At 71.8% G+C, this 21,083-nt stretch carries 19 protein-coding genes; 11 read left to right on the top strand and 8 right to left on the bottom strand.

All coding sequences use genetic code 11. From position 1 onward, the window contains the following. Window positions 1-78: 78 nt before the first annotated feature. On the bottom strand, window positions 79-555 hold the full coding sequence (locus tag HNR25_RS27245; RefSeq protein ID WP_312862781.1) for a nucleoside/nucleotide kinase family protein: 477 nt from the start codon (window positions 553-555) through the stop codon (window positions 79-81). Window positions 556-748: 193 nt separating this feature from the next. On the opposite strand from HNR25_RS27245, the gene HNR25_RS24735 reads away from it, so the two are divergent. The 8 genes from HNR25_RS24735 to HNR25_RS24700 all read left to right on the top strand — a co-directional run bounded on the left by HNR25_RS24735 (window position 749) and on the right by HNR25_RS24700 (window position 10,692). Next, a complete protein-coding gene (locus HNR25_RS24735) occupies window positions 749-1,927 on the top strand; it encodes an ROK family transcriptional regulator (RefSeq protein ID WP_184640388.1) in 1,179 nt (392 codons plus the stop codon). 309 nt (window positions 1,928-2,236) lie between these two features. After that, window positions 2,237-3,349, top strand: coding sequence for a sugar ABC transporter substrate-binding protein (locus tag HNR25_RS24730; protein WP_184640614.1), 1,113 nt, complete (start codon window positions 2,237-2,239; stop codon window positions 3,347-3,349). 117 nt (window positions 3,350-3,466) lie between these two features. Continuing rightward, window positions 3,467-4,243: an ATP-binding cassette domain-containing protein gene (locus HNR25_RS24725; protein WP_184640385.1), complete on the top strand. Its 777-nt coding sequence runs from the start codon at window positions 3,467-3,469 to the stop codon at window positions 4,241-4,243. After that, a complete protein-coding gene (locus HNR25_RS24720; protein WP_184640383.1) occupies window positions 4,243-5,514 on the top strand; it encodes a sugar ABC transporter permease in 1,272 nt (423 codons plus the stop codon). The genes HNR25_RS24725 and HNR25_RS24720 overlap by 1 nt, the downstream gene beginning before the upstream one ends. 208 nt (window positions 5,515-5,722) lie before the next feature. Continuing rightward, window positions 5,723-6,445, top strand: coding sequence for a sulfite exporter TauE/SafE family protein (locus HNR25_RS24715; protein ID WP_184640381.1), 723 nt, complete (start codon window positions 5,723-5,725; stop codon window positions 6,443-6,445). A 13-nt stretch (window positions 6,446-6,458) separates the two neighbouring features. After that, on the top strand, window positions 6,459-7,082 hold the full coding sequence (gene mug, locus HNR25_RS24710) for a G/U mismatch-specific DNA glycosylase (RefSeq protein ID WP_184640379.1): 624 nt from the start codon (window positions 6,459-6,461) through the stop codon (window positions 7,080-7,082). Window positions 7,083-7,193: 111 nt separating this feature from the next. Beyond that, complete coding sequence (gene dxs, locus HNR25_RS24705) at window positions 7,194-9,146, top strand: 1-deoxy-D-xylulose-5-phosphate synthase (RefSeq protein ID WP_184640612.1); 1,953 nt, start codon at window positions 7,194-7,196, stop codon at window positions 9,144-9,146. 178 nt (window positions 9,147-9,324) lie between these two features. Next, on the top strand, window positions 9,325-10,692 hold the full coding sequence (locus HNR25_RS24700; protein ID WP_184640377.1) for an FAD-dependent oxidoreductase: 1,368 nt from the start codon (window positions 9,325-9,327) through the stop codon (window positions 10,690-10,692). A 37-nt stretch (window positions 10,693-10,729) separates the two neighbouring features. On the opposite strand, the gene HNR25_RS26980 is transcribed toward HNR25_RS24700, so the two are convergent. The 4 genes from HNR25_RS26980 to HNR25_RS24680 form a co-directional block, all read right to left on the bottom strand. Next, window positions 10,730-11,731 carry a neutral zinc metallopeptidase gene (locus HNR25_RS26980; protein WP_184640375.1) on the bottom strand — a complete coding sequence of 334 codons (1,002 nt, stop codon included), beginning with the start codon at window positions 11,729-11,731 and terminating at the stop codon, window positions 10,730-10,732. A 970-nt stretch (window positions 11,732-12,701) separates the two neighbouring features. Next, entirely contained in the window at window positions 12,702-12,986 is a 285-nt protein-coding gene (locus HNR25_RS24690) for a hypothetical protein (protein ID WP_184640373.1), read from the bottom strand. After that, the gene (locus tag HNR25_RS24685) at window positions 12,983-13,453 is read right to left on the bottom strand and encodes an ATP-binding protein (protein WP_184640371.1); all 471 of its coding nucleotides are present in this window, start codon (window positions 13,451-13,453) and stop codon (window positions 12,983-12,985) included. The genes HNR25_RS24690 and HNR25_RS24685 overlap by 4 nt, the downstream gene beginning before the upstream one ends. Then, entirely contained in the window at window positions 13,450-13,713 is a 264-nt protein-coding gene (locus HNR25_RS24680) for a hypothetical protein (protein WP_184640369.1), read from the bottom strand. Before HNR25_RS24680 ends, HNR25_RS24685 begins: the two co-directional genes overlap by 4 nt. A 380-nt stretch (window positions 13,714-14,093) precedes the next feature. Between HNR25_RS24680 and HNR25_RS24675 the strand changes: the two genes are divergently transcribed. Continuing rightward, window positions 14,094-14,741, top strand: coding sequence for a DUF5753 domain-containing protein (locus HNR25_RS24675; RefSeq protein WP_184640367.1), 648 nt, complete (start codon window positions 14,094-14,096; stop codon window positions 14,739-14,741). Further along, window positions 14,728-14,922: a DUF397 domain-containing protein gene (locus HNR25_RS24670; RefSeq protein ID WP_312862780.1), complete on the top strand. Its 195-nt coding sequence runs from the start codon at window positions 14,728-14,730 to the stop codon at window positions 14,920-14,922. The genes HNR25_RS24675 and HNR25_RS24670 overlap by 14 nt, the downstream gene beginning before the upstream one ends. Window positions 14,923-15,100: 178 nt before the next feature. Here HNR25_RS24670 and HNR25_RS24665 read toward each other — a convergent pair whose 3' ends face one another. Further along, entirely contained in the window at window positions 15,101-15,853 is a 753-nt protein-coding gene (locus tag HNR25_RS24665) for a TetR/AcrR family transcriptional regulator (protein ID WP_312862779.1), read from the bottom strand. 151 nt (window positions 15,854-16,004) lie between these two features. On the opposite strand from HNR25_RS24665, the gene HNR25_RS24660 reads away from it, so the two are divergent. Beyond that, complete coding sequence (locus HNR25_RS24660) at window positions 16,005-18,236, top strand: MMPL family transporter (RefSeq protein ID WP_184640365.1); 2,232 nt, start codon at window positions 16,005-16,007, stop codon at window positions 18,234-18,236. Between the two features lie 7 nt (window positions 18,237-18,243). Here HNR25_RS24660 and HNR25_RS24655 read toward each other — a convergent pair whose 3' ends face one another. After that, window positions 18,244-18,798, bottom strand: coding sequence for a hypothetical protein (locus HNR25_RS24655; protein WP_184640363.1), 555 nt, complete (start codon window positions 18,796-18,798; stop codon window positions 18,244-18,246). A 161-nt stretch (window positions 18,799-18,959) separates the two neighbouring features. Continuing rightward, entirely contained in the window at window positions 18,960-21,032 is a 2,073-nt protein-coding gene (locus HNR25_RS24650) for a 3-hydroxyacyl-CoA dehydrogenase NAD-binding domain-containing protein (RefSeq protein WP_184640607.1), read from the bottom strand. Window positions 21,033-21,083 lie beyond the last annotated feature (51 nt).

Raw genomic sequence — 21,083 nt, 5'->3', positions numbered from 1 at the left:
TGCCGCCCGCGGGCCCCGCCCGTCGCCGCCGGCGTGCTCGTCGCACCGGCGGCGGCCCGGCGGCGACGGGCGCCGGATTCACGGATTGTCGATGATCAGGCCGGCGTGTTCGGCCACGCGGTGGCCGGTGTAGAAGTCCTCCTCTTGGCGCGCCCACAGATGCCGGTACGGGGCGTAGTCGGCGGCGTCCTCGCGTGCGTCCAGCCGCGCCGCCCGAACAGCGTCCGGGGCGCCGACCCACGCCAGCAGGGACAGGAACGGGCGCAGTCGCCGGGCGCCGGAGCCGCAGCCTTCGATCACCAGCAGGTCCTGTACGGGTGTGTACTGCCATTCGCCGGGAGTGCCGCGCTCCCAGTCGTAGCGCTGCCAGTGCGGGTTTCCGCCGTGCGCCACGGGCTCCAGGATCCATGCGCGGACGAGGGGCACCGCGGCCTCCAGGCCTTCCCAGCCGGGGTAGAGGTCGTCCATATGCAGCAGCGGGCAGCCGGCCTCTGCGGCGATGCGCCCGGCGAGCACGGACTTTCCCGCTCCTGAGCGGCCTTCGACCGCGAGCACGCGGCACCGCCCCGCCCGGGCGGGGGAGTTCCGCAGCGCTCGGGCCGCGCGCCGGCTCCAGCCGGGATCCTCGGCGCTGAGCACGGGAGGCGTCGGAGAACGGCGGCCGGACCCGGGCTCCCGCATTGAATTCACGTCTTGTAAGCTCCAGTTCACCAGCAGCGCCCGCCTTCACGCAGAGGAGAGGGACCCCGTGACCGACGCCGAGGCGACCCCCGGATCCCAGGCAGGGCTGCGGCGGGCCAACCAGCAGCGCGTGGTCGATGCGCTGCGCAGCGGAGGGACGCTGACCCAAGCCGGACTGGCCCGTTACACCGGGCTCTCACCGGCCAGTGTCTCCAACATCGTACGCAACCTGCGTGCGGCGGGTACGGTCTCGGTCCGCGAAACCTCCTCCAACGGACGGCGGGCCCGCGCGGTCACGCTGATCCGTCCCCCCGGCGCGGTCGTAGCGCTCGACTTCGCGCTGGACCGGCTCACCGCCGCCCTGGGCGACAGCGAGGGGGCGGTCCTGGCGCGCGAGAGCATCGCCTACGACGTCACCGCCGACCCCGACCGCGCCGTCCGCAGGGCGGTGTGGCTGGTGGAGACCCTGTTGACGCGCCTGAGGGTCGACCACGCCACCATCGCCGCGGTCACCGCGTCGGTGCCCGGCCCGGTCGACCTGGACACCGGCGAGATCGGAGCCATCACGTGCATGCCGCGGTGGGCCGGGTACCGGCCGGCTGCGGCGCTGTCGGCGCGGCTGCGCGTTCCGGTGCAGGCCGAGAACGACGCGAACCTGTGCGCGCTCGCCGAGATGCGCGGCGGTGCCGCTGCCGGGAGCGAGCACGTCATCTACGTCCGCATCAAGGAAGGCGTGGGCGCCGGCATCGTCGTCGGCGGCGACCTGTTCCGCGGTGCGGGAGGCACGGCCGGCGAGATCGGCCACATCGGCCTGGACGAGCGCGGCCAGGTGTGCCGCTGCGGCAACCGCGGGTGCCTGGAGACCGTGCTGGGTGCTCCCTACCTGCTGGGCATGGTGCCCCAGCAGGGCCAGCAGCCGCCGGCGAGCGTCGCGGAGCTGGTGGCGGCGGCCGATGAGGGCGATCCGGGCTCGCGCCGGGTGGTCGCCGAGGCCGGTGCCGCCCTGGGCCGGGGACTGGGCGTTCTTGCCAACACGTTCAACCCCGAGCTGGTGGTGCTGGGCGGAGACCTGGTCGAGGCGGGCGAGGCGCTGCTGGAGCCGGTGCGCCGCACCCTGGAACTGGGAACCCTGGGCAGTGCCCTGGCCCGGATGCGGATCGTGCGGGGAAGCCTGGACGACGACGCGGCGCTGCGCGGAGCGCTGGTGCTGGCGGCGACCGCAGCGGCCGAGGAGGCGCCGGCCTGATCCCGTAACGGGGCGGTGACCAGGTCGAACGTGTTCCGCGCGGGTAAAATCCCGGTGCGTTTCCCCGGGGGTACGGCAATCGGTGTAACTCCTGTGACCTGCGAATATTTCGGTTTCACCGGTTGAATGAAGTCCTCGTGACATTTCGGTTATGTGTTCAAGGCTTGACGTCAACGAGTGAACCAGCTTGACTTCACGGCATTGGTCCACCGAGTGATCCGACGCACAGACCCGTGTCGGACTTCCCCCAGGCAACGTGCTCGGGGGCCGCAAGAGGAGGTCAACCCGTTGAATAAGCGAAGCGGATCCATGTTCCGCGCCGCGGTCGGGGCGGCGGCGGCGCTGTCGCTGCTCGCAGCCGGATGCGGCGCCACTACCGACGGCGCGTCGAGCGGCGACGGCGGCGGCGACGCCAGCGTCGAGGAGGGCTTCAAGGTCGGACTGCTGCTGCCGGAGACGCAGACGGCGCGGTACGAAGAGTTCGACAAGCCCTACTTCGAAGAAGGGCTCAACGAGCTCTGCGAGAACTGCGAACTGCTCTACCAGAACGCAGACCAGGAGACCTCCAAACAGCAGGACCAGGCCGAGTCGCTGCTGACCTCGGGCGTGGACGTGCTGGTGCTGGACGCTGTCGACGCCGAGTCCGCCTCCGGCATCGTCCAGAACGCCCAGAGCCAGGACGTGCCGGTCGTCGCCTACGACCGCCTGGCCGAGGGCGGAGTCGACTACTACGTCTCCTTCGACAACCGGCGCGTGGGCGAGGTGCAGGGCCAGTCGCTGCTGCAGGCTCTGGACCAGAACGGCGGCGGCGAGGACAGCCAGATCGTGATGATCAACGGCTCGCCGACCGACCCCAACGCCGCCAAGTTCAAGCAGGGCGCGCACGACGTCCTGGACGGCCAGGTCGAGATCGCCAAGGAGTACGACACTCCCGAGTGGAATCCCGATGAGGCCCAGGTCGAGATGGAGCAGGCCATCACCGCGGTCGGCGCCGACGAGATCGACGGCGTCTACTCCGCCAACGACGGCATGGCCGCCGGCATCGTCGCCGCGCTGAAGGGCGCGGGCGTCGATGACCTGCCGCCCATCACCGGTCAGGACGCCGAGATCGCCGGCATCCAGCGCGTCATCTCCGGCGAGCAGTACATGACCGTCTACAAGGCCATCCGGCCCGAGGCCGAGGTCGCCGCCGAGATGGCGGTCGCTGCTGCCACCGGCGAAGAGTACGAGGGCAACGGCGAATACGGCACGACCGAGGTGGAGGACGGCAACGGCAACGAGATCAAGTCGGTCCTGATCGATCCGATCCCGGTGACCGTCGACGACGTCGAGGACACCGTGATCTCCGACGGCTTCTACACCGTCGAGGAGATCTGCACCGACCGCTACGCCGACACCGACTTCTGCCAGGACCTGCAGTAGGAGCGCGAACGGCAGACGTATAGGACGGGCGTCGGTCCGCTAACCGGCGCCCGTCCGCGCACGGGACCACACCAGACACGCGACTCCCGTCGTGGGCGCAGCCTAAAGGACAGGATATTGAGTAGACCAGTCCTGGAACTGTCCGGGATATCCAAGAGCTTCGGCGCCGTACAGGCGCTCAACCAGGTCGACCTCGCGGTCGACCCCGGCGAGGTCGTCGCCCTGCTGGGCGACAACGGCGCAGGCAAATCCACCCTCGTCAAAGTCATCGCCGGCGTGAACTCCGGTGACAGCGGGGACATCCTCTGGGAGGGCGAGCGGGTCGACATCCAGCGGCCCGCCGACGCCCAGCGCCTGGGGATCGCCACGATCTACCAGGACCTCGCGCTGTGCGACAACCTGGACATCGTCGCCAACCTCTTCCTCGGCGTCGAGAAGACGGCGTTCGGGGCGCTCGACGAGGTCGAAATGGAGCGGCGGGCCACGGAGCTGCTCGATTCCCTCTCGGTCAAGATCCCCAGCCTGCGGGTCCCCGTGGCCTCGCTCTCCGGCGGCCAGCGCCAGATCATCGCGATCGCCCGCGCGCTGCTGGGCGAGCCGAAGGTCGTCCTGCTGGACGAGCCCACCGCGGCCCTGGGCGTGGCCCAGACCGCACAGGTGCTCGACCTGCTGGAGCGGCTGCGCGACCGCGGCCTCGGCGTCATCCTCGTCAGCCACAACATGGCCGACGTCCGCGCCGTCGCCGACCGGGCGGCAGTCCTGCGCCTGGGCCGCAACGCCGGCGACTTCGGCGTCGAAGAGACCAGCTACGAGGAGATCGTGGCGGCTATCACCGGCGCCTCCGACAACCCGGTCTCGCGCCGCGCCTCGGTGACCCGGACGGAGGAAGCCTGATGGCACAGCAGACACCCGTCTCCAGCTCTGAGGAGAGCACCGGGGCGACCGCCTTCGACCGGGATCCGCGGCTGATGGTCACCCGCACCAGCCCCGCGAGCCTGCTCGCCGCACTCAAGCGGCGCATCCGCGGCGGCGAACTGGGCGCGATGCCGGTCATCGTCGGCCTCATCGCCATCTGCATCACCTTCCAGCTGCTGCACGAACGGTTCCTCTCGCCGCAGAACCTGTCCAACCTGACCGTGCAGGTGGCCGGTGTGGGCCTGATGACCACCGGCGTCATCATGGTCCTGCTGCTCGGCGAGATCGACCTGTCCATCGGGTCGGTGGCCGGCGCCTCGGCGGCCGTTCTCGCCGTGCTCGCGGTCCGGGTCGGCATTCCCGAATGGGCGGCGATCGTGGCCGCAGCGGCCACCGGTCTGGTCATCGGCATCGTGCACGGCACGCTCTTCGCCAAAGTCGGGGTACCGGCGTTCGTCGTCACCCTGGCCGGCCTGTTGGGCTGGCAGGGCGTGCAACTGCAGCTGCTGGGCAACGACGGCACGATCAACATCAGCGACAACGGCCCCATCGCCGCGCTGACGCACACGTTCTTCGTGCCCGCCTTCGGCTGGGGGATCGCCGCAGCGGTGGTCGGCGTGTTCGTCGTGCTCACCTTCTACGGCGAGCGCCGCCGCGCGTCCGCGGGACTCGGATCGATGTCGACGCTGGAGATCGCGGTGCGCAGCATCGCGCTGGCGATTCCGGTCTTCGGTTCCGTCTACATCCTCAACCAGTACAAGGGGCTGCCGCTGGCGCTGATCATCTTCGTCGGATTCGTGGTGGCCTTCGACCTGATGCTGCGCAAGACCCGTTACGGGCGCATGGTCTTCGCCGTCGGCGGCGGAGCCGAGGCGGCCCGCCGCGCCGGCATCAACGTCGACCGGGTGCGCATCTCGGTGTTCGCCCTGGCCTCGATGCTGTCGGCGATGGGCGGCATCATCCTGGTCTCGCGCTCCTTCTCGGCCAGCCTGGACACGGCGGCCGGCGAGGAACTGATGATGGGCATCGCCGCAGCGGTCATCGGCGGCACCAGCCTCTTCGGCGGACGCGGCAACGCGTACTCCGCCCTGCTGGGCGGTCTGGTGCTGGGCGCGATCACCTCGGGCCTGTACCTGCTGCAGATGGGCACTCCGGTGCGGTTCATGATCACCGCCCTGGTGCTGCTGATCGCGGTCACCCTGGACGCGATGTCGCGCCGCAGCCGCCGCGCGCACGCCCGGGGAGGCTGACCGTACAACCCCGCGTGCGCTCCTCCCGGCGCACGCAGCCCAGGCCGCCCGCTCCACTCCCCACCCCGGTGCGGAGCGGCCTCCCCGGCGCCCCCAGAGTCCCTCCCCTCTGGGGGCGCCGGCCTGTTCGGAGCCGGGCGCGGACGATGTCCGATGTCCCCACCCCTGAATCCCGGTCGGGCGAAGCGGGATATAACGTCAGCCGCCTATGCCCGAACTCTCCTTCTTCCTGGTGGCCGGCGCCGCCGTCCTGCTCGGCGCCGTCGTGCAGAGCAGTGTCGGCCTGGGCCTGGGGCTGGTCGCCGCCCCCGTCGTGGCCATGCTCGACCCCGCCCTGATGCCCGGAACGATGCTGATCGCCACGTTCGTCCTGCCGGCCTTCACCCTCGCCGCGGAGTGGCGCAACGTCGACTGGCGCGGTCTGGGCTGGGCCGTGCTGGGGCGCACGCCCGGCTCGGCGGCGGCGGTGTGGGTCGTGGCCACCGCGCCGCCGCAGGCGCTGGCCGCCGGCGTGGGCGCCATGGTGCTCGTGGCCGTCGCGCTGACCCTGCGCGCAGTGCGGGTGCGCATCCACCGGGGCTCCCTGCTGCTGGCGGGGCTGGTCTCCGGCTTCACCGGCACCGCCACTTCCATCGGCGGCCCGCCCATCGCACTGCTGTACCAGCACGAAAGCGCCGGGCGCATCCGGGGGACCCTGGCCGCCTTCTTCCTCGCCGGCGTTCTGATGTCGCTGTGCCTGCTGGCTGCGGGCGGCCAGCTGCACGCCGCCGAAGTCGGTGCGGGGCTCGGGCTGATCCCCTTCGTGGCGGCCGGGTTCGCCGTGGGGCGCCCGCTGTGCCGCGTGGTCGACGCCGGCCGGATGCGCGCCGCCCTGCTCGCGGTGGTCACCGTCTCCGGCGTCGCGCTCCTGGTGCAGTCGGCGCTGGGGTAGCCTCTGGGGGGAGATGAGCGCCCGACCCGGCCCCGCAGGCCCCGATCCCGCCTCCGGCACCCGGAACCGGACCGCCCGGCGCCCCGGCGCCGACGAGCTCGCCGCCGCGGCCGGCGCCACCATCCCCGATGTCCTGGCCCCCGGCCTGGACCTGCTCTTCTGCGGCATCAACCCGGGCCTGTACTCCGGATGGAGCGGATATCATTTCGCCCGACCCGGAAACCGGTTCTGGTCCGTGCTGCACCTGGCCGGGCTGACCCCGCGGCGGCTGCTCCCCGAGGAACAGCACCTGCTGCCGCAGTGGGGCCTGGGAATCACCAACCTGGTCGCCCGCACCACCGCACGCGCCGACGAGCTCGGCGCCCGGGAACTGCGTGACGGCGCCGCCGACCTGGAGGAGACACTGCGCGCCTACCGGCCCGGCGCCCTGGCCGTACTGGGCGTCACCGCCTTCCGCCGGGCCTTCGGCGACTCCGCCGCCCGAATCGGCCCGCGGGAGGAGCCGATCGCCGGCACGCCGGTGCGGGTGCTGCCCAACCCCAGCGGCCTCAACGCCCGCTGGAGCGCGGCGGGAATCGCCGCCGAACTGGGCGGCCCGGTGGAGCGGCTCCGGACCACAAGCGCCGGATCCGGTTAACAGCCGCCTCAAGCGGCTCGTAGACTCTGTGGAACCGAGCAGGACGGGCGTGCCGGGCGCACAGGAGGCACCGCTGTGTCGGCCACGCCGGACGAGGGGACTGACGAGACGTTGACGCTACTCGACTCGCTGCGCACACCGGACGACCTCAAGCGTCTTCCGGCCGAGAAGCTGCCGCATCTGGCCGCCGAGATCCGGGAGTTCCTCGTCACCGAGGTCAGCCGCACCGGAGGGCACCTGGGTCCCAACCTGGGCGTGGTCGAGCTCACCATGGCGCTGCACCGGGTCTTCGACTCCCCCCGCGACCCCATCCTCTTCGACACCGGCCACCAGTCCTACGTGCACAAGCTGATCACCGGGCGCCAGGACTTCTCCGGACTGCGCAGCAGGGACGGAATGTCGGGCTACCCCTCGCGCGCCGAGTCCGAGCACGACTTCATCGAGAACTCCCACGCCTCCACCGTGCTGTCCTACGCCGACGGCCTGGCCAAAGCCAACGTCATCCAGCGCCGCGCCGACCGCAGCGTCGTCGCGGTGATCGGCGACGGCGCGCTGACCGGCGGCATGGCCTGGGAGGCGCTGAACAACATCGCGGCCGGCGACCGCCGGGTCGTCATCGTCGTCAACGACAACGGCCGCTCCTATTCGCCGACGACGGGCGGCCTGGCCGACCATCTGGCGTCGCTGCGCATGACCCAGGGATACGAGCAGGCTCTGGAGCTGGCCAAGACGGCGCTGAACCGGGCACCCGTGGTCGGCCAGCCGCTGTACGAGGCGCTGCACGGCGTCAAGAAGGGCATCAAGGACGCCATCCAGCCGCAGATGATGTTCGAGGACCTCGGACTGAAGTACCTCGGTCCCATCGACGGCCACGACGAGCAGACCGTGGAGAAGGCGCTGCGCCGCGCCCGCGACTTCGGCGGCCCGGTGATCGTGCACTGCCTGACCCAGAAGGGCAAGGGCCACGCGCCCGCCGAGAACCACGACGTGGACCAGTTCCACGCCATCGGCGCGGCCAAGCCCGCTCCGGCGGCGGGCGAGCCGCCCGCGCCCGCGCCGCAGAAGTGGACCAAGGTCTTCAGCGAGGAGATCGTCGCCCTCGGCGCCGAGCGCTCCGACATCGTCGGCATCACCGCCGCCATGCTGCATCCCACGGGACTGGCGCCGTTCGCGGAGGCCTACCCCGACCGCTGCTTCGACGTGGGCATCGCCGAGCAGCACGCCGCCACCTCCGCCACGGGGCTGGCCATGGGCGGGTTGCACCCGGTCATGGCCGTCTACGCCACCTTCCTCAACCGCTGCTTCGACCAGGTGCTGATGGACGCCGCCCTGCACCGCCAGGGCGTCACACTGTGCCTGGACCGCTCCGGTGTCACCGGCCCCGACGGCGCCAGCCACCACGGCATGTGGGACCTGTCCATCCTGCAGGTGGTGCCCGGGCTGCGGCTGGCCGTGCCGCGCGACGCGCCCCGGCTGCGCGAGGAGCTGCGCGAGGCGGTGGCGGTCGAGGACGCGCCCACGGTGCTGCGCTACCCCACCGGCGCCGTGGCACCCGAGATCGAGGCGGTGGAGCGGCTGGGCACCGTGGACGTGCTGCGCCGGGCCGAGCGCGGAGACGCTCCCGCCGGGGGCTCCGGCGACGGCTCCGGCGGGCCCGGTGAAGACCTGCTGCTGATCGCCGTGGGCCCCATGGCCCAGATCTGCTGTGAGGTCGCCGACCGTATGGCCGACCAGGGGATCGGTGTCACCGTCGTCGACCCCCGCTGGGTCAAGCCGCTCGACCCGGCACTGGTCGGCGAGGCCGCCCGCCACCGCGTGGTCGCCGTGGTCGAGGACAACGGCCGCGTGGGAGCCGTGGGCGACTCCGTGGCCCGCATGCTGCGCGACGCCGACCTGGACGTGCCGGTGCGCACCTTCGGCATCGAGCAGGAGTTCCTGCAGCATGCCAAGCGCGACGACATCCTCGGTGAGCTGGGGCTGACACCGCAGAGCCTGGCCCGCACGCTCACCGAGACGGTTTCCCGCCAGGCCGAGGACGCCGACGAGGAGACCGCTGGCACGTAGGGAACGGCCGGGGCGGGACGGCCGGGATCGGCCGCCCCCGCCCTCCGCGCGGGGGCGTCGCGCACCCGCGCCGGAAAGCGGCAGGGCGGACGGATCCCCGCCGGCGCCGGCGCCGCCCCGCGCTTTTCCTGCCCGCGTGGGGCAGCGCCGCGGCGCCGCAATGGGCCAGAATGGTGGCATGACCTCTCCCGACCCCCTGCGGGTGGCGGTGATCGGCTCCGGTCCCGCCGGCATCTACGCTGCAGACGCCCTCACCCGGCAGAGCCGCGAAGAGGTGGCCGTCGACATCGTCGATCGACTGCCCACCCCCTACGGCCTCGTGCGGTACGGCGTGGCCCCCGACCATCTGAAGATCAAAGGCGTGGCGCGGTCGCTGCGCGAGGTGCTGGAGAAGCCGCAGGTGCGCTTCGTCGGCGGCGTGGAGTTCGGCCGCCACATCACCCGCGAAAGCCTGGGCCGCTCCTACCACGCCGTCGTCTACGCCACCGGCGCCAGCGTCGACCGCCGGATGGGCGTCCCCGGCGAGGACCTGCCCGGCAGCGTCGCCGCCACCGACTTCGTCAACTGGTACTGCGGCCACCCCGACTCCGAGGTCGAGTCTTTCCTACTCGACTCCGAAGAGGTCGCCGTGGTCGGCGCCGGCAACGTCGCCCTCGACGTCGTGCGCCTGCTCGCCAAGAGCGCCGACGAGCTGCAGCGCACCGATATCCCCCAGCCCATGCTGGACGTGCTGGCGGCCAGCAAGGTCCGCCGCATCGACCTGCTGGCGCGGCGCGGCCCCCTCCAGGCCAAGTTCACCGCCCCCGAGCTGCGCGACTTGGGCAAGCTCGACAACGCCGAGGTGGCGCTGCGGTCCGACCAGGTCGACATCGCCCCCGACGACCCGGCCATGCGCACGGCCGAGCGGGCCGCGCGCACCAACCTCAAGGTCCTCGCCGAGTGGGCCGGGCGCACTCCCCGCGACCTTCCGCGCCGCATCGACCTGCGGTTCTGGCGGCGTCCGGTCGAGGTCCTGGGCGCCGAGCGCGCCGAAGGCCTGCGGGTGGAGGAGACCGAGCTCGACGAGGACGGGCGGCTGCAGGGCACCGGAGTCTTCGACACGGTCGAGGCGGGCATGGTGTTCCGCTCCATCGGCTACGCCGGAACCCCGTTGCCGGGCGTTCCGTTCGACGAGCGGACCCGCACCGTGCCGCACGACGCGGGACGGGTGCTGGGCTCCGGCGGCGAGGTGCGCCGGGGCGACTACGTCGCCGGGTGGATCAAGCGCGGCGCCACCGGGGTCATCGGCACCAACAAGTCCGACGCGGCCGCGACGGTGCGCAGCCTGCTCGACGACGCCGCCGAGCTGCGGGCCGCCGCCGGCGGCACGTCCGCGGGTCTGGAACCGGTCGAGGACGTGCTCGACGGCAGCGGCGCCGCGGTCACCGATTACGGCGACTGGTTGAGTATCGACGCCGCCGAAGCCGAGCTGGGCGCGGCGCTGGGCCGCGGTGAGCGGGTCAAGCTGCGCAGCTGGGACGACATGTACGGCGCGCTGGGCCGCTGAGGCCGCCGCGGGCGCCCCGGCGGCCCAGCGCCGCGCGTCAGGCCACCCGGGACTGCGACGCGTCGTAGGTGTTGCAGGCGCCGACGGTGTCGCCGCCGGCGCCGTCGGAGAACCAGGTGCTGCGGTTGCTCGCCGTTCCGTGGGTGGCGAAGTCGTCGCCGGCCGCGAGGGACTCCGCGGCCCGGCGGATCTCGGACCCGCTCAGACCCAGACCGTCCATCGCCATCCCGCCCAGGCACTCGGCCTGCAGCTCCGTCCGGCGCGTCGCCTCCAGGCGCTCGTCCTCGTCGGCGGCTGTGCGCTCCATATCGTAGCCGGCGGGCAGGATCCCGGTGAGCTGCTGGACGTGGTGGCCGTACTCGTGGGTCAGCAGCGAGATCCACGTCGTCTGCTGCCAGTCGGCCGGCATGCTGCGCGCCATCGGGACGACGTTGGGCAGAACGACGGTGATCGACATCTCCCGGTTGTCGTAGTAGGCCTGGGTGTAGTCCTCGTCGACGGATCCGACCGGTTCGGGCTTCTCGTTGGAGACGCGCAGTTCCGGTTCGACGGCGTGGACGCCCAGTTCGTCCAGGCGGGGCCGCCACAGCCGGGTGAGGCAGTCCGAAATCGCGGCGTTGAAGTCCGTCCACGAATCGGCCGACCCCGCGTCGACGTCGGGCAGGGAGCAGTCGACGGCGTCGGGGACGGTGAGCCCGTAGGCGGGGTGGTCGGCCACGTCGATCTCCACCGGTGCCGGGCGGGCTTCGAGCTGTGAACTGGTGTGGTCGGCCGGGTCGGCGGATGCGGGAGCGGAACCGGACTGCCAGGGCAGCGGAGTCATCACCACCAGTAGTACGCAGGCGGTGAACGCGGCCAGCGCGGTCAGCGCCGCGGCGCCCACGGTCAGCCACACGGCGGCCGAACGGTGGCGGCGCGGCGGGGGTGCCGCCGGAGGGAAGGGCGGGGGACCGGGGCGGTGGGGGATGCCCGGCGGGGGATTCGGCGCGGCGGGGCGGCTGGGCCCCGCAGGCCGTTCGCCGTCAGGGGTGGGCTCCACGGGGGACTCTTCTCGGGTTGTGCGGCTCTGCGTTCGTGCGGCTCTGCGGTCGCCCGAAGGATGGAGGGGATAATGCGTGACCAACCACCCTATTCGGGCACAGGCGGAGGGTAGCGCACGGAAGGGCCGGACCGGCGGGGCGGGTCCGTCGATGCGCAGCTCCGCAGCGGACACTCCCGCATGCCTCCGCCGGACCCCGCCGGCGCCGGTTCCGGTTCGATCCGCCGGGTGGCGCCGAAGCGGTGGTTGAGGCGGCCGTGCGGGTCGTGGCCGTGGTCGTCCTCGACGGAGGTCCTCACGTGCGCCCCGGTCGGGCTAGCTAGATCGGTGATGGGGGTTTGCCGAGGGGCTGCGGACCGAGGAGGCACCCTCCGGGAACCACAAGCATCGCCGCCACCACAGAGGTTGCGGCAATGGGGCGCAGCTCGCCCCGCGAGCGAGCCGGCTTGCCGCCGAGCGCACGCCGCACCTTGAAGCGGGACCCGCCACCACCCAGGGCTGATTCGCAGTCGTTCGGTGCGAGCGATGAGACAGGTCACGGCATCATGACGGTTGCGGCGATCGACCGACACACAACAACGGAGCTCCGGAGCGCGGGGACACGACTCTCCGGATCCACAAGAACACCGCTGCCCCACCACTCTGCCGCGCCCCGGCCCCGCCGTCGGCGACCTCGCCCGACACCGCACCGCCGTGGACGATCCGCGCGACGGACGCGGCCTCCGCCGTGGGATCGGCACCGTCCCGGCCACCGTGCTGTGCGCGCTGCTGTGCGGGTCCCGCTTCAAGGTGCGGCGTGCGCTCGGCGGCAAGCCGGCTCGCTCGCGGGGCGAGCTGCGCCCCATTGCCGCAACCTCTGTGGTGGCGGCGATGCCTGTGGTTCCCGGAGGGTGCCTCCACCACTGCCCGGGCGACCGACGCGTCGGCCCCGGATCTGCCCACCGTGCGCGACTGGACACCCGACAGTCGCTCAGTCGGTGGTGGGCGGTTGTCCGGTGTTCCAGCGGTGCCAGGCGGTTTCCTCCTCCTGCAACCACCGCCACAGTTCGGCGGGGCGCATCCATCCCGCGTGCCGGTCGCACACGCCGTGAGCGGCGGCGTCGGCGGGGGCGCGCTCGTAGCGGTCGGCGATCCAGTACTGCCCGTCGGGGCTGAGGTCGCATCGGATGCGCCAGACGGCGCCGAACCGGTGGTTGAGGCATCCGTGCGGGTCGTGGCCGCCGGGGCCGAGTTGGGCGTAGGGGATAGCGGTCATCGCGCGTGCTCCCGTGCCGTGCGGGCGACGGCACGGTCCGTGCCGGTCGGTGCCGGGGTGAGGCTGAGCGTGAAGGAGATTCCGTTGCCGGTGGGGAGCGGTTGCCAGGTGTCGGCGAAGGCGTCGACGAGAGCCAGGCCGCGCCCGTGGTCGTCCTCGATGGAGGTTCGCGCGCGTTCGGGCCGGGTGGTGGCGCTGCCCGCGTCCTGGACGATGACGGCCAGGGTGTGCCGGTCGGCGTGGACGTGGACGGTGAAGGTCCCGCCGGGGGCGCCGCTGGCGGTGTGGCGCAGGGTGTTGGTGGCGGTTTCCGACAGCAGGAGCACGGCTGTGGCGGTGGTCGCATCGGGGATGCGCCCGGGGGTGCGGGTGAGGGTGTCCTCCAGCCAGCGGCGGGCGGTGCCGACCTGGTCCGGGGTGCCGGGGAAGGTGCGGGCGACCAGGATTCCGGGGGGCGTGAGTGTCATCGGTGCACTCCCGCCGTGGTGCGGGCCGAGTGGGCCGATTGGGCCAGGTCGGGGCGAGCGGCCAGCAGCCGCCGGACCGCGCTGCACAGCTCGGCCGTGCCGTCGTCGGAGACGGGCAGCACAGGGGGCTCGGGAGCGGGCTGCATCGCCAGGTACGGACGTGCGCCGCGCGGGCGGCGGGCGCGGCGCGGCCGGGCACCGGTCTCGTGCCGGCGGGCATCGGGCATCTGGCCCGGGTTCGGGCGGCTAAAGTTGCGCATGGGTCTCCACCTGCGTGTTCAGGTCGGGGATCAAGGCCCTGCCGGTGCCCGCGAAGCACCGACAGGGCCGTCTGTTTGTAATCGGCACTCCAACTCTGCTTAAGCGCAGCACCGCCCGATAGTCGTTCAACAGCACTGGTGCACTGTTAAACAGATGTGGAGAAACCTTGTATCTCCTGTTGAGGCCCATGTCCGTGCTGTAGAACACTGTTATGTATGGCTGACAAGGTGCGTCACCAGTGGGTGCGGTTTGGGCGTGAGCTTCGACGACTGCGCGTTCAGGCGGGCATGTCCCAAGGGGGCTAGGATCGCTCGTGCAGGTGTCGCATGCTCTGATCAGTGGTTTCGAGCGCGGTACGCGGCAGCCCAGAGACGACTACGTGGTTGAACTGGACAAAGCGCTGGCGGCGGGTGGAGTACTCGTCCGGGTGTGGGAGACCGCGAACAAGTCCAGTGGAGTGCCGTCCGCGTTCTCGGCCATCGATTCGCTGGAACGGGCGGCCCTGGAGATCCGGGCCTATAGTCCGATGGTCATCCCCGGCTTGCTACAGACCGAGGCGTACGCTCACCGGATCTTGCGCGACGGCGACCGCGTCGCCGGTGAGGAGGAGATCCACGGCCGCGTAGCTGCGCGGATGGAACGGCAAGAGGTACTGGAATCCGGGACGCCACCTCTGCTCGTCTACGTCCTTGACGAGGCCGTGCTACGGCGCCGTACAGGAGGACGTGAGATCATGAGCCGTCAGCTGGAACGACTGGTCGAGGTGTCGCACGGCTCGCGCGTGATCATTCAAGTCATCCCTCTCGGGGCTGAGTGCCACCCCGGACTCTCGGAAGGATTCACACTGCTCGCCATGCCGGACGGGACCGAAGTCCTCTACATGGAGACGCGTGACGCGGGTGGACCTGTCGAGGACGCCGGCGTACGGCGCAACTACGTGCGGCACTTCGGAGACTTGCGCGGTGCAGCGCTTCCGGAAGCCGAATCGCTGCAACTGATTGAGGAGGCCGGACGTGAGTATTGTTGAAGGCACGTGGAAGAAGAGCAGCTATAGCAATCAGACGGGCGGCGAGTGCGTAGAGGTCGCTGCTACGTCCGACCACGGCGCGGCTGTGCGTGACACCAGGGATCGCGGCGCGGGGCACCTTGAGATGCCCTCCACCGAGTGGGCGGCGTTCGTGGCAGCCGTTCGGACGGCTGGGCTGTAGAACTCCCTGCCGCCCTCGACCTTCCCCCTCCGGCCTCGGCTGAGGGGTTTCGCCGTGCCCGCGGAGATCGTGTTCTACGAGCGCAGCGCCGCAGCCTGCCCGCGGGCACCGCGGTAACGCCTCGCCGCTGTTCAACGCGGAGGCGGGCGCGTCCCGCACCGGCGTGGGGCGGACTCGGTCAGGGCGCGCGGTAGGACACGCCCAGGTCGCGGGCGAGATCGTGCAGCTCGGCCTCGAAAAGGGCCTCCATGTCGTCGGCGACGAAGCCCAGGTGCTGGAAGACCTCCATACAGACGATGCCGTAGAAGCGCACCCAGCAGCGCAGCATGACGCGGATCGCGCCGGTGGAGGCCCGGTCGCCGCCGAATCCGGTCAGCCGCGCGAAGGCCTCCAGTTGCGTGCACAGTGCGGGGGAGGCCTCGGGCTCGTCGGGGACGGTGAAGCGGCCCTCGGCGATGAGCCGGTCGAACAGGGCGACGAAGGTCGCGGCGAAGCGCCGCCCCGCCTCGGCGGACGGGCCGGTGTCGTCCGGGGGCCGGGTGGAGGCGGGGCCGAACAGCAGCGCGAATTCGGAGCGGTTGTCCAGCCCCCATGCGCGCACGGCCCGCAGCGCGGCCAGCAGCCGGCCGTCGGTGTCGCCGGCCGGCAGCGACGCCTCGGCGGCGCCGACCGCCGCGCCGAGCTCGGTGAACAGGTCGGCCTGCAGCGCCTCGACGAGATCGCCGAGCCCACCGAAGTAGCGGTACAGTCCGGGTGCCGTCATGCCCATCTCGCGGGCGACGGCACGCAGCGACACCCCCGACGCCCCGTGCGCGGTCAGGTGGCGCCGGGCGATCTTCTTGATCTCCTCGGTTGTGGCCTGGCGCACACGCTCGCGGCGGTTGCCCGGCGGTGCGTTGGCGACCTGGGGAGATGCCGGATCTTCGATCACACCTCATCCTTCTGGGGCCGGCGTGTGCACCGGTCGGTCCGACGTGAGCATACTCTGATAAACGGCGTATCTTTCCGTGAACGCCGTAAACAGTCCGACGGGGCCGACTCTCTCTCACTCTACGTCCGAACGGCTACGGAGGGATCAGGGCATGTTCGCAGGTCTGGGCCGTTTCACCCACCGGTGGCGGGTGCTGGTGCTGGCCGCGACGGCGCTGTTCGCCGCCTTCTCCGCCGTCTGGGGCGGCGGCGTGTTCGGCGCGGTCAGCGACGGCGGGTTCGAACCGCCCGAGGCGGAGTCCTCCCGCGCGGCCGACGTGCTGGAACGACAGCTCGGCCACGACCAGGTCGACGTCGTGGCGGTCTACCGCAGCGACGAGATCCGCATCGACAACCCCTCCTTCGCCGCTCAGATCTCCAAGCTGCGCGAGGACCTGCCCGAGGACCGCATCGCGTCGATGCGCACCTACCTCGACGACGGCCTCGGCGAAACCGAGCGCGGCATCCTCGTATCCGAGGACCGCCATGCCACCTACGTGCCCATCACGCTGGCCGGCGACTCCGACGCCGAGCGGATGCACAGCTTCGAGGCCATCGAACGGGAGCTGGACGCCGGCCCCCTGGAGACCGAGCTCGGCGGCACCGTCGCCATCCAACAGGACCTCTCCAACAGGGCCGAGAGCGACGTGGTGCGCGCCGAGCTGATGTCGCTTCCGGTGCTGCTCCTGCTGCTGGTGCTCATCTTCGGAGGCGTCGTCGCGGCGCTGATGCCGCTGGCCGTGGGCGGATTGGCGATCCTGGGCTCGCTGACCCTGCTGCGTGCGCTCACCGAGGTCACCGAAGTCTCGGTGTTCGCGGTCAACGTCGCCACCATCCTCGGCCTGGGCCTGGCGATCGACTACGGCCTCTTCATGGTCAGCCGCTTCCGCGAGGAGCTGTCCGGCGGTGCCGCGGTGCGGGAGGCACTACCGCGCACCCTGTCCACCGCCGGGCGCACGGTCGCCTTCTCCGGCGTCACCGTGATGATCGCCTTCGCCGGACTGCTGTTCTTCCCCCAGCCCATCCTGCGCTCCATCGGCCTCGGCGGTATCGCGGTGGTGCTCTTCGACGTGTTGGCGGCGCTGGTCGCCCTGCCCGCGCTGCTGGCCGTCGCCGGCCGGCGCATCGACGCACTGCCGCTGTTCGCCCGCCGCCGGCGCCGCCGCGAGTTCCGGCGCGCCCGGGCCCGGCAGCGGGGCGAGGCCCCCGAGGCCCGCGGCGGCGGCTGGGCGCGGCTGGGCCACAGTGTCATGCGGCGGCCCGCGACCTACCTGGTGGCCGTGGCAGCGGTGCTGCTGGCCTTCGCATCGTCGTTGGCCCACACCGAACTGGGCGCGACCGACCAGCGCTACCTGCCCGAGGAATCCGGCAGCCGTGCGGCGATGGAGTCGCTGGAGCGGGACTTCCCGGCCGGCGGCATCGGCGAGATCGACGTCGCCGTCACCGGCGGCGCCTCCGAACCGGAACTGCAGGGCTTCGCCGACCGGCTGGGCGGGCTCGATGGCGCCGAGCGCACCGAGGTCTCCCGGACCGGCCCGGACACCGCCCACCTGACCGTGGCCTACGAAGGCGCCGCGGACGACCCCGCCACCGCAGGACTGGTGCGCGACGTACGCGAAGCCGCACCGCCCCGCGGCGCCGACGAGGTCCTGGTCGGCGGACCCGCCGCCATGCAGATCGACAACGTCGACGCCATCGTCGACGCCCTGCCCTACACGCTCACGTTCGTCGTCGCGGTCACGCTGGTCCTGCTGTTCCTGGCCTTCGGATCGATCCTGCTGCCCCTCAAGGCCGTGGTCATGGGGGCGCTGTCACTGGGCGCGTCGCTCGGCGTGGTCGTGTGGGGATTCCAGGAGGGACACCTCTCCGATGCGCTGGGCTTCACCACCGTCGGCACGATCGACCCGACCTTCCTCGTGCTGATCGTGATCGTGGCCTTCGGACTGGCGATGGACTACGAGCTGTTCCTGCTCAGCCGGGTCCGCGAAGAGTACGCGGCCACCGGCGACAACCCGCACTCGGTGGCCACGGGACTGCAGCGCACCGGCGGCATCATCACCAGCGCCGCCGTGCTGCTGGTGGTCGTGCTCGTCGGGATGGGGACCTCGGACCTGCTCTTCCTCAAGATCATCGGCGTGGGGCTGGCCATGGCGGTGGCCGTCGACGCCACGCTCGTGCGGGCCCTGCTGGTGCCGGCCACGATGCGGCTGCTGGGCCGCGCGAACTGGTGGCTTCCGGCGCCGCTGCGACGGCTGCACGACCGCGTCGGCATCACCGAAGGCGAGGGTGCCGCGGCGGCGCAGCCGCACACCTCCGAGCGCGCCCCCGCCGCCCTGCAGGGCTGATCGGGCCTCAGACCCGGTCGCTGCGAGGGCGGCGGTCGTCGAAGGGCAGGCCGGGGCGGCGGACGCGCGCGGCCGCCACGATCTCGTCGAGGCTGCGGTCCCAGGTGGGCCGCACCCGGACCGCGTGGTCGGCGCCCCACGGCGGGGGAGTGCGGAACGGGCGGTCGGCCTCGCATGCGGGGACGAAGTCCAGGTAGTGCATGTTCACCGTGCCTCCCCGGTGCGGGACGACCTGGGTGCATGCGCGCAGCATCGCGACGTCGTCCCAGGGCAGGACGACGTCCTCGCGGCCGGAGCGGGGCCAGGGAGCGGGGAACCGCGCTCCCTGGCGGTCCAGGACCAGCACGGGCCGCGGTGAGAGGAAGCGCGCGACCGATCCGGTGCCCGCGCCTCCGAAGACCAGGACCGCCATCAGGCCCATCACGACGTCGAGCAGGCCCCCGCGCAGGATCAGGGCGATACCGGTGCCGGTGAACACCGTGCAGGCGATCGCCAGCCACGCCCCCTCCCACGTGACGCGGAAGCGGTTGGTGAGAACGAAGGGTGCCGTTGCGCCCGCCATGGCCCCAGCATAAGTCCTGCCGCGCCCGGCGTCGCAGGCGCGGGCGCCGGGGCGGTCGCCCGCGGGCCGGGGACGCCGCCGTGACGGCGCCGCAGGCGCGGCCCGCGGGCTCACCGCAGGACCGCCGGTGCCGCTGCGCACCGCGGCACCGGCGGAGGCGGTCACACCGCCGTGGGGCCGTCCGGGTGGAACAGCGACCCGTTGACCTTCTCCGAGACGCCGGAGCGGTCCAGATAGGGCGTGATCCCGCCCAGGTGGAAGGGCCAGCCGGCGCCGGTGATCAGGCACAGGTCGATGTCGGCGGGCTCGGCCACCACGCCCTCGTCGAGCATGATGCGGATCTCGCGGGCCAGCGCCTCCAGCGCGCGCCGACGGATCTCGTCCTCACCGGAGGGGGCCCCGCCGCCGGAGAACAGCTTCCGCACCTCGGGGTCGATCTGCAGATCGGGGCCGTAGATCTGCGTCGTGCCCGAATCGACCACCCGCCGCAGTTGCTCGGAGACGGCGAAGCGGTCCGGGAACGCCTCGTGCAGGGTCTCGGACACGTGCAGCGCCACCGCCGGGCCCACCAACTGGAGCAGCATCAGCGGCGACATGGGCAGCCCCAGCGGCGCCACGGCGCGGTCGGCGACCTCGGGCTCGGTGCCCTCTTCCACAGCGCTCAGTACCGCACCCATGAACAGGGTCAGCAGTCGGTTGACGACGAATGCGGGCGCGTCCTTGCACAGCACGGCCGTCTTCTTCAGCTGCTTGGCGGTACCGAAAGCGGTCGCCAGCGACGCGTCGTCGGTGCGCTCGCCGCGGACGATCTCCAGCAGCGGCAGCACCGCAACCGGGTTGAAGAAGTGGAAGCCCACGACCCGCTCGGGGTGCTCCAGCTTCGACGCCATCTCGGTGACCGACAGCGAGGAGGTGTTGGTGGCCAGCACCGCCTCGGGCGAGACCGCCGCCTCCACGCGCGCGAACACGTCCTGCTTGACCGACATCTTCTCGAAGACGGCTTCGATGACGAAGTCGGCGTCGGCGAAGGCGTCCATGCTCAGCGAACCGCTCACCTGGCCCTTGAGGCGGTTGGCCTTGTCGGCGCTGATACGCCCCTTGGCGAGCAGCTTGTCGATCTCGCCGTGCACGTAGGCGACGCCGTTGTCCAGCCGCGACTGGTCGAGGTCGGTCATGACGACCGGTACGTCCAGGCGCCGGGCGAACAGCAGCGCGAGCTGGCCGGCCATCAGCCCGGCGCCGACCACGCCGACCTTGGTGACCCGGCGGGCCAGCGACGTGTCGGGTGCGCCCGCGGGGCGCTTGGCCCGCTTCTGGTTGAGGTCGAAGGCGTACAGGCCGGCCGTGAGCTCCTCGCTCATCATCAGGTCGGCCAGCGCCGCGTCCTCGGCGGCGAAGCCCTCGTCGCGGGTGCGGTCCTTGGACGCGGCGACCAGTTCCAGCGCACGCACCGGCGCCGGTGCGGCGCCCTGCAGCTTGCCCTCCAGCATGAACCGGGCGTGGTCGATCGCCTGGTCCCAGGCCGGGCCGGTGTCGACCTCGGGCCGCTCGACGGAGATCTCGCCGGTGACGACACGGGCGGCCCAGCGCAGCGACTCCTCGACGAAGTCGGCGGGTTCGAACATCGCGTCGGCGATGCCCAGCTCGCGGACTTCGGGGCCCTTGATCGTCTTGTTCTGGGCCAGCGGGTTGTCGATGACGATCTTCAGCGCCTTCTCGACGCCGATGAGCCGCGGCAGCAGGTAGGTGCCGCCCCACCCCGGTACCAGCCCCAAGAACGCCTCGGGCAGGGACAGGGCGGGGATCCCCGAGGAGACCGTGCGGTAGCGGCAGTGCAGCGCCACCTCGACGCCGCCGCCCATGGCCGCGCCGTTGACGAAGGCGAAGGTCGGTACGTCCAGCTCGCCGAGCTTGCGGAAGACGTCGTGGCCGAGCTCGGCCACCGCGAGGGCCTGGTCGCGGTTCTGCACCTGGGGAACGCCGGACAGGTCGGCGCCCACGGCGAAGATGAACGGCTTGCCGGTGACGGCCACCGCGGAGATGTCGGTGCGGGCGCGCGCCGCCTCGATCGCGTCGTCCAGGCTGAGCAGTCCGGACGGGCCGAAGGTGTTGGGCTTGGTGTGGTCGTGCCCGTTGTCCAGGGTGATCAGCACCGCTGTGCCCGCGCCGTAGGGCAGTTGGACATCGCGGGACAGCGCGCGGGTGACCACCTCGTCGGAGAAGACGTCGCGCAGGGCCTCGCGGGAGACGGGGGCACCGGCCGCGGCGCCCCGGTCGTCGGTGCT

The sequence above is a fragment of the Streptomonospora salina genome (assembly GCF_014204715.1).
GTDB lineage: Bacteria > Actinomycetota > Actinomycetes > Streptosporangiales > Streptosporangiaceae > Streptomonospora > Streptomonospora salina.
Note: the sequence above shows the minus strand (reverse complement) of the source record. Positions and strands in the feature narration are given on the sequence as shown.

Coding starts and splice junctions, on each gene's coding strand:
- HNR25_RS24690 (WP_184640373.1), bottom strand. CDS start 12,986: ATGACCGCTATCCCCTACGCCCAACTCGGCCCCGGCGGCCACGACCCG.
- HNR25_RS24700 (WP_184640377.1), top strand. CDS start 9,325: ATGACCTCTCCCGACCCCCTGCGGGTGGCGGTGATCGGCTCCGGTCCC.
- HNR25_RS24655 (WP_184640363.1), bottom strand. CDS start 18,798: ATGGCGGGCGCAACGGCACCCTTCGTTCTCACCAACCGCTTCCGCGTC.
- HNR25_RS24685 (WP_184640371.1), bottom strand. CDS start 13,453: ATGACACTCACGCCCCCCGGAATCCTGGTCGCCCGCACCTTCCCCGGC.
- HNR25_RS24660 (WP_184640365.1), top strand. CDS start 16,005: ATGTTCGCAGGTCTGGGCCGTTTCACCCACCGGTGGCGGGTGCTGGTG.
- HNR25_RS24680 (WP_184640369.1), bottom strand. CDS start 13,713: ATGCGCAACTTTAGCCGCCCGAACCCGGGCCAGATGCCCGATGCCCGC.
- mug (WP_184640379.1), top strand. CDS start 6,459: ATGAGCGCCCGACCCGGCCCCGCAGGCCCCGATCCCGCCTCCGGCACC.
- HNR25_RS24730 (WP_184640614.1), top strand. CDS start 2,237: ATGTTCCGCGCCGCGGTCGGGGCGGCGGCGGCGCTGTCGCTGCTCGCA.
- HNR25_RS24720 (WP_184640383.1), top strand. CDS start 4,243: ATGGCACAGCAGACACCCGTCTCCAGCTCTGAGGAGAGCACCGGGGCG.
- HNR25_RS24715 (WP_184640381.1), top strand. CDS start 5,723: ATGCCCGAACTCTCCTTCTTCCTGGTGGCCGGCGCCGCCGTCCTGCTC.